Origin of the sequence: Flavobacterium sp. (genome assembly GCF_025352015.1) — a bacterium.
Taxonomy (GTDB): domain Bacteria; phylum Bacteroidota; class Bacteroidia; order Flavobacteriales; family Flavobacteriaceae; genus Flavobacterium.
The window spans coordinates 1-9474 of the sequence record NZ_JANXUG010000075.1; the positions used below are offsets into that span (position 1 = coordinate 1).

Here is a 9474-nt window from a genome sequence, read left to right on the forward strand (position 1 = left end):
TATTGCTTTGGATTGCGGTATAAAATCTTTTGATCATATTGCTTACGCCAATGAAAAAAAAATTGATTTCATTATTTGTGATCACCATCGACCTGGAGCTATTTTGCCAAATGCTGTAGCGATTCTTGACCCCAAAAGGGAAGATTGTTTTTATCCTTATGACGAATTATGCGGTTGTGGGATTGGTTTTAAACTTATTCAAGCATTGGCGCAAAATCGGAATCAAACGATAGATGATTTACTGCTTTATCTCGATTTGGTCGCTACAGCTATTGCTGCCGATATTGTGCCGATGACTGGAGAGAACCGAGTTTTAGCCAAGTTTGGATTGGAAGTCATCAACACTGATCCACGACCAGGAATCAAAGCATTAATTACATCGTCTGTTCGACCTTTGGTCTCGGGTCAGAATGTAAAGAAAAAAGTATTGACAATTACCGATGTGGTTTTTATTATTGCGCCAAGAATTAACGCTGCCGGAAGAATAAAACATGGCAACGAAGCTGTGGCATTATTAACAGAATATGATTTTGAGCAGGCTAAACAATTTGCTTCCGAAATTGAACAATACAACACTGACCGCAGAGATTTAGACAAACAAATTACCGTTGAAGCGCTTGCTCAAATTGAAGAAAACAACGAAACGCAAAATCTAACCACCGTTGTGTATCAAGAAAATTGGCACAAAGGCGTTATCGGAATTGTGGCTTCGAGATTGACGGAAACCTATTATCGTCCGACGATTGTATTTACTAAAAGTGGCGTTAAATTAGCCGCTTCGGCACGTTCCGTGAAAGATTTTGATGTATATAATGCGCTTGAAGCTTGTGCCGAACATCTCGAACAATTTGGAGGTCATAAGTATGCTGCTGGAATGACGCTAAAAGAAGAAAACTACGAAGCTTTTAAACAAGCGTTTGAAAAGACGGTTCAAGAAACTATTCACCCCGATTTATTGATTCCTGAAATTGTCATAGATGCCGAAATAAATCTTACTGATATTAACGAAAAGTTACTGCGACTTTTAAACCAGTTTGAACCTTTTGGACCACAAAACATGACGCCTGTTTTTATTACAAAAATGTTAAAAGATACTGGCTACGCCAAAGGAATTGGGCAAAATGAAGAACACTTAAAACTTTTTGTAAAACAAAACGGAAGTGAAGGGTTTGGCGCTATTGGTTTTAATCTCGGAGATAAAATGGAATTAGTGAAAAATCAAAAACCTTTCGATGCTTTGTATGCTATTGATGAGAATGAATTTAATGGCACTGTTACGGTGCAGTTGCGATTGAAGGACTTGAGGTGATTAATACTCTTTCAACTCAAAATTCTCTCCATCAAAAACACCGTAGGTAAAATAGTCAATCCAATCGCCAAGATTTACATATTGGGAGTTTTCATCAACTTTTATAACCATTGGCAAATGACGGTGACCAAAGATGAGGTAGTTGTACTGTTTGGTTTCGAGTTTTCGTTTGGAATATTGTACCAGCCATTCTTTTTCTTCACCAAGAAATTTAACATCGGCATCGCCCGAAATTAATTTGTTTTTCACCGAAAAATATTGTGCCAATTTAACCCCTAAATCAGGATGTAACCAACGGAAAATCCATTTAGAAACCGGATGAACAAACACTTTTTTCATGCGTTTGTAACCCTTATCGCCAGGACCTTTACCATCGCCGTGACCAATTAAAAAAGTTTTACCGTTAAACTCATATTCTTGATTGTCATAATAAACAGGAATGTTCAACTCTTTTTGAAAATAATCGTGCATCCACAAATCGTGGTTGCCGACAAAAAAATAAATAAGAATGCCGCTGTCGCGAATTTCAGCCAACTTGCCTAGAACTCTCACGAAACCTTTGGGGACAACAGTTTTATATTCAAACCAAAAATCGAATAAATCACCCAAAAGGAAAATACATTCGGCATCTTTTTTTACCTCATCAAGCCAAGCTATAAACTTCTGCTCACGCAGAAAACTCATTTCGGGCGTTGGTGCGCCAAAGTGTTGGTCGGAAGCGAAATATATTTTTTTGTTCGGAGAAATTATCATAGGCTTTGATTAGGTTTCAAAGATACTATTTTTCAGATATGTTTTATTTATAACAATTAGCAGACTCAAATTTGTAAAACCAAAATTGTCTGTCTACTCTCTAGAAAAGAGATGACAGACACTACTAGTTTTCAAAAAAAATTATTTTTTTAATTCAATGTTTAACATTAAATATTCCGCTAACATTTTACCCTGAAGTACTCCTTTCTCGCTAGCTTCTCTAAAATGAATGCCACCATATATTCTAGAAATTGCAGCTTCGTCTGCAGCCGCATAAAAAGAACTGTAATATCGAGGGGACAATCCTAAATTTACATTGGTTTTATCAACAAATGAAAGCGATCCGAAAATAGAGGTCAGTATTTTTGAAGTTGCTCCAGAGCAAACTGAATGACCCGAAGGATATTCTGGAAATGAAGGTGTTCCTAGAAATGAGGTCCAACTTTCTCCACCGGCAATATAATCTCTAATATAGGTTTGAGGACGGAGTAAATTATATTGGTATTTAGTGTACCAACAACTTATAAATGCATCGGTAATTGCAATACCAACCATAGCGTACATTTCTGCAGCTTCTTGAAGATTTAATCTTAAATCTATTGTAAGTTGATTTTCTATAGCCACCCAATGTCCTGGGGGTGTTGCCGTAACACCTGGACCATCAGCCCACCATTTGGCAATGTCTTTTTGTGCGGATGTCAATCCTTGTGAAATGGTATAAACTTCCATAGCTTGATTATAAAATGGAGAGCCGACAACCGAACTAAATGGGATTTCGCTTGGAACTGACATATCAGGGGATACTAAACCAATTGTGCGAATTTGACCCCAAAATGGTTCAGAAGGCATAGTTATACTGGGATTTGTTGGTGCCCAGCAGTGAGGATCAGTAATTCTGGGAGGCACAGTGTAAACCATCGATCTAGTTTCTGCAAAATGATCTTGATTAATATATTCAATAAGTGTTGCAGCAATATTTTGACCGTATTCGACAGAAAAATTTGTTTTTAAAGTACCACTTATCGCATTTCTCTCGTTTAAATTGGCGTTATAAATGGAGTCTAAACGAGTAACACTTTCAGTCGATAAAGTAGTTCCAAATAATGATATGTTTATTTTGTGTAATACTTCGTTGGCAACAGTTGGATAATCAACTTCTTGATTTAAAACGGGAGTTTGTTGTGTATAACCATTTATTTGCCCTGCTAAAGATTTATTTTCGGGCATTCCGCTAATTAAACTTTCATATAATGCAACGCCGTTGTATCCATAAATTCTTGAAGCTTGAGGAGGATTTTTAGACTCTTTTTTAACTAATTTTCTAACGATACCCATCCAATCACTTGCTATTTTGCCTGAAAAATTCGCTACTGGTGTAAAAGATTTTGTTTCATTGGACTTGTCGTTGTTACAACTGGTAATTAACATTGTCGAAATAGCTAACGATGCTATTACTATTGATTTTTTATAGGTTTTCATGGTCAAACGTTTGTTAAAATTTTAACAAACGTAATTGTTTGAATTTATCTTAACCCACTTTTTTTTTTATTTTAGATGAAAAGAAATAATTATCGATTATCCGCAGCAAACCATTCTGCAAAAGAAGTTTCGGTTTCTTGAAGTTTTAAGGAATGCAATTGGATGTATGTCTGCAAACGTTTTTTTATTTTTTCAGCAAAATCAATAACCATGTTTTCACTTGTAGGCTGATAATCCACCAAAATTACATGATGACCCCGATTGGAGAGTTCATTCGCCAATTCAACGTGTGGTGTGTTTTTATTAAAAACGGTGGCGTGATCAAAAATATCTACAATTTCTTCTCGAACAATTTTTTTCAAATCAGAAAAGTCAATCACCATTCCGTATTTCACATTGGAAGTATCTGAAATGGGTTTTCCAATAACGGTTACCGAAAGTTTATAACTATGTCCGTGTACGTTTTTGCATTTGCCGTCATAGCCATAAAGCGCATGACCGGTTTCAAAAGAAAATTGTTTGGTTATTCTGATGTTACTCATGAAAAAAATTTTTACTTAACAAAGGTAATTACTTTTTGAATTGGCTTAATGCTTCTTTGGTATAATCAGAAAGTACTAATTTTCCAGAAATGGCAGCCCTTTCGTAAAGCAGTTTATCCCAATTTTCGGTTCCTTCCCAAAAAACTTTTTTCATTTCGGATATCGCTTCTTGATTGTAACCCGCTATTTTTTTTGCAAAAGATAGAGTAGCTGCATCTAGTTCTCCATAACTATCAAAAACATCAATATACAATCCTTTGGCAACAGCCCAGTCCGCGGTTTGCCAGTTGTTGGGTTGCAAAGTTAACTGTGTCATTGCTGTTTTTCCAATCTTTCTAGAAACTGCGGGTTCAATAACAAATGGACCAATACCGATCGCAATTTCAGAAAGTTTAATAGCCGCATCTTGGTAAGCAAAAGAAATATCGCATGCTGAAATCAATCCAACACCACCACCCACGGCTTTACCTTGTATTTTTCCGATAATTATTTGAGAGCAATTTCGCATGGTATTAAGCACATCAGCAAATCCCGAAAAGAATTTTTTTCCTGTTTCAAAATCGGTTATCGAAAGCAATTCATCAAACGAAGCTCCTGCACAAAATGTTTTGCCTTCGCTTTGAAGAATCACTACATGCACATTAGGGTTGTTAGAAATTTGGTTTATTTCGGATATTAATTGTTGCAGTAAATCACTAGGAAAAGAATTGCTTGCTGGATGGCTAAAGGTAATTGTTGCAATTTTATTGTCTATTTGAATTTCAATATTTCCTTTGGAATTTTCTGAAGTCATAAAAAATTATTTGATGTAAATTTATAACAAATCTTAAAAAGTTGGTTTTTGAATTGCTATTTGTTTTTTTAAAATTATATATTTGCCAAATAATATGGGGGATTAGCTCATTTGGCTAGAGCGCTTGCCTGGCAGGCAAGAGGTGGTCGGTTCGAATCCGATATTCTCCACAAAAAAACCGAATTCAATGTGATTTCGGTTTTTTTATTTTAAAGCAGTTTGACTTCCCAGAATTTTACAACTTTTTTTATTTCCCGTTTTTTAAATCCTCGGCAACTTTTTCTAGTTCTACATACCATTCTGGACCAAACCTGCGGATCAATGCTTCTTTAGCAAATTTATACACCGGAATTTCCAGTTCTTTCCCCAAGGAACACGCAGGATTACAAATATCCCAACGGTCATAATTTACAGCTGCAAATTCGGTAAAATCCTTCACACGAATGGGATACAAATGACATGATACAGGTTTTTTCCAATCATTTATTCCCTGATTATAGGCTTGTTCAATACCACAAAGCGCAGTTTTACCGTCAAAAATAACATACGCACAATCTTTATTATTAACTAGCGGCGTTTCTAAATCTTGATCTGTTCCAACAACCCATGTTCCCAATCTTTCAATAGTTTCTATACCTTCTTTACGCAAAAATGGTTTTATTTTTGGATAAATTGTTTCCAATATTTTGGTTTCATTTTTTGTTAAAGGAGCGCCAGCATCGCCATCTACGCAGCATGCGCCGTGACAAGCCGAAAGGTTACAAACAAAATCTTTTTCGAGTATTTCTTCTGAAACTATAGTTTTTCCTAATTGAAACATCTTACTGTATTTTATGTTGGACAAAGATAAAATCTAAACATATAAATGTGTTCGTTCTTTGTTAAATTATTTGCCGCAAATGTTAAAGGAATCGCTGCATAAGACCAAATTTTATTATTTTTGTTATCTAAATATTTTTTATGAAAATTTTCACTGCATTTTTAATGTTGATTGCTCTCGGGCTGGTTGTTTTCAATTTGACACTTATTAATTTTAAAAGCCCATTAAAAGGGGACAGTATGATTGCGCTCATTGGTGTTTCGGCATCGTTGTGTGCGCTATTTATTCTTTTGATTTTTAGAATGTCTAAAAAAATTGAGGAGAAACTAAAAAACTAATTTATGTTTGATGTTCTTATAATTGGTGGTGGTGTCTCTGGAATGTCGTGTGCTTTAGTTTTGGGTTCAGCTCATAAAAAAACATTTGTTCAAGATAAAAAAATCGGAATTTTTACACATCAAAAATCATCTGCTCTCCAAGAAGCCATATTTTATAATGCTTACGGAGTTCCTGCGGGAAAATTAGGATCACAATTGTTGACAGAAAGCATCGAACAGCTGCGAGAATTGTATCCACATGTAACTCAAATTGACAAAGAGAAAGTCCTAAAAATAGCAGGAGTATTCACGAATTTTACTGTTATAACCAATAAAAATACTTACCAAACAAAGAGCATTGTGCTAGCGATGGGTTATTCCAACACCTTTAGTATAGAAGGTTTGATGCACTACGTGGAACCACATAAAAAAGCATTAGCAGAAAAACAACGCATTCAACTTAAAAACGAAGATCATAAAGTCGCCGACGGAATTTATGTGATAGGAACTTTGGCAGGTTGGCGCAGTCAACTAGCTATTGCCGCAGGAAGTGGTGCCGCTGCGGCTACTGATATTTTGACCCTATGGAATAACGGAATTTCTTCTCATAGTCACGATTCGATACTGAAATAGTTATTTTAAAATCGCGTTTAGCATAGCATCCTCCTTCAGAATGATTTGGTAATACTGGCTTTCGCCAAATAATTGTCGGGCAAATTCAGCAGTAATATATTTTTGAACCAAAGCTTTATTATTAGCTAATTTTATGTCCACCCCTGCATCTTTTAGATAGCTTTCAAATTTTGTATTGTAACTTGCATCTTTGTTCATTTTGGTTAAAAATTGGTCGTATTTCAAAGCGCTGAAAGAGCTTCTGGATTTATCTAATTGTTCAAAAACAAAATGACCCACAGCACCCGAAGTCAGAATGTACTCTAAACTTTCTTTGCCTTTCTTTACTTCTAATGGCACAAAAATATCAGGAACTATTCCGCCGCCGCCATAAACAGTTCGCCCTTTTTTAGTTTTAAATTTTAAAGTATCGGCAATTTTTATTTTGTCTTTTTCATAAAGTTCACCGCTAGCAAAACGAGTTTCTGCCTCTTTATTGTATTTTTCGCCTTCGCCTTTTACATAAGGTTTTTGAATAGAACGACCGCTTGGCGTGAAATATCTCGAAGTTGTTAGTCGAACAGCGGAACCATCATCAAAATCCATTTCGCGCTGCACTAACCCTTTGCCAAAGGACCGGCGACCTACAATAATTCCTCTGTCGTTATCTTGAATAGCACCTGCAAGAATTTCACTAGCAGATGCAGAGTTTTCATCAATTAAAACATACACTTTGCCGTTTTCAAAAATACCATCAGCTGTTGCAAAAGTCTTTTCTATAGTTCCTTTTCTGTTTTTTGTAAAGACTATCAGTTCTTTGTCTTTTAAAAGTTCGTCGATAACTTCAACCGCTTTTTCGAGATAACCTCCGCCATTTTCGCGCAAATCAATTATTAAAGTGGTCATTCCTTGCTTTTTCATTTGCTCTAATCCTTTTCGGAATTCATCAGCGGTATTTTCTGCAAAACGATTAATTTTAATATAGCCTACAGTTTTGTTAAGCATCAAATTGATGTCAACACTCTTTATGGGAACAACTTCGCGCACCACAGCAATTTTTAGTTTTTTATTGCTGCTTTTTCTAAAAACAGTAAGCATAACAGTAGAACCTTCCTCCCCTTTTAATTTGTTATAGAGACTATCAGTTGGTAATTTTCGTCCAAAAAGCTTGGTTTTATCCGCATACAAGATTTTATCACCAGAAAGAATTCTCGCTTTTTGAGCCGGACTATTTTCTAAAGGTTTTACAACTGAAATGGTATCATTGTACACATAAAAATTAATGCCAATTCCCACAAAATCACCTTTCATAATCTCGGATTCAGAGGATTGTATTCTTGGCGAAAGATATACAGAATGCGGGTCAAGATTTGCCAAAATACTGCTAACCGTTTTATCAACAATAGAGTCGGTGTTGACATCATCAACATATTCCTCGTTGATAAAATCTATTAAACGTTCAATTTTAATTTTGCGCGCATTTTGTTTAGAGAGTGTTCGTTTGGGAAAATTAATCATACCACCAATTACAATTCCCATGGCAACGCAAGCAAATAGTAGTAGTGGTAAATAATTTTTCTTTGATTCCATTTATTCTAAATCTTTAATTTGATGTACAATTACACCAGCTTTTTTTAAAAATTCTAAACCTGTGGTATCTCGATATCCGTATTGAAACACCACTCTAGTTATTCCAGATTGATGGATGAGTTTACTACATTCTTTACAAGGTGAAAGCGTGATGTATAAGGTCGCGTTTTCGCACGTTTGAGTAGAACGCGCCACTTTTGAAATAGCGTTGGCTTCGGCATGAAGCACAAACCATTGGGTTAATCCCTCTTCATCTTCGCAACAATTCTCAAAACCAGATGGCGTGCCGTTGTAGCCGTCAGAAATAATCATTCGTTCACGCACGATGATTGCACCCACTTGTTTGCGTTTGCAGTAAGAAAGTTTGCTCCACTCGGTAGCAATTCTTAAGTAAGCAATGTCGTATTTGAGTTGTTTTTGATTTTTCATTTCAAAAAATAAAATGTTTTGTTTCTAGCCCTGATGGAAGTGAAAATCATTTTGATTAGCCTGAAGCTTTTGCGGAAGGCTAAATAAAATATTGAAACGTACAGCAGGAAAATGGAAAGCAAATATACCTAAACCTTTTGCTTCTAAATAATTATTTCCACCAAATTTCTGTACGAATTACTATCGGAATAATAATGCCAATGGTAAAAGCAGAAACTATTAATATCCAGTCGCTCTTGGTGAATTTGAATAGTGTTTGAACCACATAGGCAAGGAGTAATGCTATAATAATGAGTAAGAATTGAGATATTTGAAAACCTAGTGCTGCTTCAAAAAGAGACAATAATTTGTCGGTAGCTTTTTTGGGAACCAAACTATTAAAATAAGAAGCATAACCCAATCCGTGGATAATTCCAAAAATTGTAGTCACCACAGCGATGGGGGTTGTAGCAGCTTTTTTACTTGCTTTTCCGGTATTTAAAATATTGTAAAATGCGACTATAAAAATTATTGTCGGAATTAAAAAGTTCACGATGGCAACTTTAACTAAAAGGATATTAAAAACAGCAAGTAATAAAGCTAAAATATGCCCAGCAGTGAATAAGGAAACAAGAATAAGAAGGCGTCTCCAAGCGTTGAATTCATAAGGAACAGTTAGCGCGATAAGAAATAAAACATCTTGGTAAGCACGAAAATTGAACAGATGTTTTAATCCAATATTGAAATACAACCAGAAATCTGACATAACATTAGTAGCTTGTTTGGTCTCGTAAACTTACACTTTATTTTGAATAAGGTTTCAAAATAAATACTAAAATCTAGAAAAAACA

11 protein-coding genes and 1 tRNA gene are annotated in these 9474 nt (G+C 35.4%); 4 read left to right on the top strand and 8 right to left on the bottom strand.

All coding sequences use genetic code 11. The annotated features are described in order from the left end of the window. Positions 1–1309, top strand: a 1309-nt coding sequence (recJ, locus tag Q0Q96_RS07450) for a single-stranded-DNA-specific exonuclease RecJ (RefSeq protein ID WP_293873115.1), incomplete at its 5' end; no start/stop codon positions are given. Here recJ and Q0Q96_RS07455 read toward each other — a convergent pair. The 4 genes from Q0Q96_RS07455 to Q0Q96_RS07470 form a co-directional block, all read right to left on the bottom strand. After that, on the bottom strand, positions 1310–2062 hold the full coding sequence (locus tag Q0Q96_RS07455; RefSeq protein ID WP_293873117.1) for a UDP-2,3-diacylglucosamine diphosphatase: 753 nt from the start codon (positions 2060–2062) through the stop codon (positions 1310–1312). A gap of 141 nt (positions 2063–2203) precedes the next feature. After that, a complete protein-coding gene (locus Q0Q96_RS07460; RefSeq protein ID WP_293873119.1) occupies positions 2204–3541 on the bottom strand; it encodes a vanadium-dependent haloperoxidase in 1338 nt (445 codons plus the stop codon). 89 nt (positions 3542–3630) lie between these two features. Next, the gene (locus Q0Q96_RS07465) at positions 3631–4083 is read right to left on the bottom strand and encodes a 6-carboxytetrahydropterin synthase (RefSeq protein WP_293873121.1); all 453 of its coding nucleotides are present in this window, start codon (positions 4081–4083) and stop codon (positions 3631–3633) included. A 28-nt stretch (positions 4084–4111) separates the two neighbouring features. Further along, a complete protein-coding gene (locus Q0Q96_RS07470) occupies positions 4112–4876 on the bottom strand; it encodes an enoyl-CoA hydratase/isomerase family protein (RefSeq protein ID WP_293873123.1) in 765 nt (254 codons plus the stop codon). A gap of 96 nt (positions 4877–4972) precedes the next feature. On the opposite strand from Q0Q96_RS07470, the gene Q0Q96_RS07475 reads away from it, so the two are divergent. Beyond that, a tRNA-Ala gene (locus Q0Q96_RS07475) sits at positions 4973–5046 on the top strand. A 77-nt stretch (positions 5047–5123) separates the two neighbouring features. Here the strand turns inward: Q0Q96_RS07475 and Q0Q96_RS07480 are convergent. Further along, on the bottom strand, positions 5124–5696 hold the full coding sequence (locus Q0Q96_RS07480; RefSeq protein WP_293873125.1) for a DUF3109 family protein: 573 nt from the start codon (positions 5694–5696) through the stop codon (positions 5124–5126). A 140-nt stretch (positions 5697–5836) separates the two neighbouring features. Here Q0Q96_RS07480 and Q0Q96_RS07485 point away from each other — a divergent pair, with 140 nt between their 5' ends. Continuing rightward, positions 5837–6034, top strand: coding sequence for a hypothetical protein (locus tag Q0Q96_RS07485; protein ID WP_293873127.1), 198 nt, complete (start codon positions 5837–5839; stop codon positions 6032–6034). A 3-nt stretch (positions 6035–6037) separates the two neighbouring features. Further along, positions 6038–6646, top strand: a complete 609-nt coding sequence (locus Q0Q96_RS07490) for an FAD-dependent oxidoreductase (RefSeq protein ID WP_293873129.1) — start codon at positions 6038–6040, stop codon at positions 6644–6646. On the opposite strand, the gene Q0Q96_RS07495 is transcribed toward Q0Q96_RS07490, so the two are convergent. From Q0Q96_RS07495 to Q0Q96_RS07505, 3 genes are all read right to left on the bottom strand, one after another. Continuing rightward, positions 6647–8215 (bottom strand): S41 family peptidase, encoded by a 1569-nt coding sequence (locus Q0Q96_RS07495; protein WP_293873131.1) that lies wholly within the window; start codon positions 8213–8215, stop codon positions 6647–6649. It abuts the gene before it with no gap. Further along, on the bottom strand, positions 8216–8644 hold the full coding sequence (locus Q0Q96_RS07500) for a dCMP deaminase family protein (RefSeq protein ID WP_293873133.1): 429 nt from the start codon (positions 8642–8644) through the stop codon (positions 8216–8218). A 151-nt stretch (positions 8645–8795) separates the two neighbouring features. Further along, positions 8796–9389 carry a HupE/UreJ family protein gene (locus Q0Q96_RS07505; RefSeq protein ID WP_293873135.1) on the bottom strand — a complete coding sequence of 198 codons (594 nt, stop codon included), beginning with the start codon at positions 9387–9389 and terminating at the stop codon, positions 8796–8798. Positions 9390–9474 lie beyond the last annotated feature (85 nt).

Excerpts from the sequence above, each read along its gene's own strand:
- Q0Q96_RS07455 (WP_293873117.1), bottom strand. The coding sequence starts at position 2,062 with ATGATAATTTCTCCGAACAAAAAAATATATTTCGCTTCCGACCAACAC.
- Q0Q96_RS07460 (WP_293873119.1), bottom strand. The coding sequence starts at position 3,541 with ATGAAAACCTATAAAAAATCAATAGTAATAGCATCGTTAGCTATTTCG.
- Q0Q96_RS07465 (WP_293873121.1), bottom strand. The coding sequence starts at position 4,083 with ATGAGTAACATCAGAATAACCAAACAATTTTCTTTTGAAACCGGTCAT.
- Q0Q96_RS07470 (WP_293873123.1), bottom strand. The coding sequence starts at position 4,876 with ATGACTTCAGAAAATTCCAAAGGAAATATTGAAATTCAAATAGACAAT.
- Q0Q96_RS07480 (WP_293873125.1), bottom strand. The coding sequence starts at position 5,696 with ATGTTTCAATTAGGAAAAACTATAGTTTCAGAAGAAATACTCGAAAAA.
- Q0Q96_RS07485 (WP_293873127.1), top strand. The coding sequence starts at position 5,837 with ATGAAAATTTTCACTGCATTTTTAATGTTGATTGCTCTCGGGCTGGTT.
- Q0Q96_RS07490 (WP_293873129.1), top strand. The coding sequence starts at position 6,038 with ATGTTTGATGTTCTTATAATTGGTGGTGGTGTCTCTGGAATGTCGTGT.
- Q0Q96_RS07495 (WP_293873131.1), bottom strand. The coding sequence starts at position 8,215 with ATGGAATCAAAGAAAAATTATTTACCACTACTACTATTTGCTTGCGTT.
- Q0Q96_RS07500 (WP_293873133.1), bottom strand. The coding sequence starts at position 8,644 with ATGAAAAATCAAAAACAACTCAAATACGACATTGCTTACTTAAGAATT.
- Q0Q96_RS07505 (WP_293873135.1), bottom strand. The coding sequence starts at position 9,389 with ATGTCAGATTTCTGGTTGTATTTCAATATTGGATTAAAACATCTGTTC.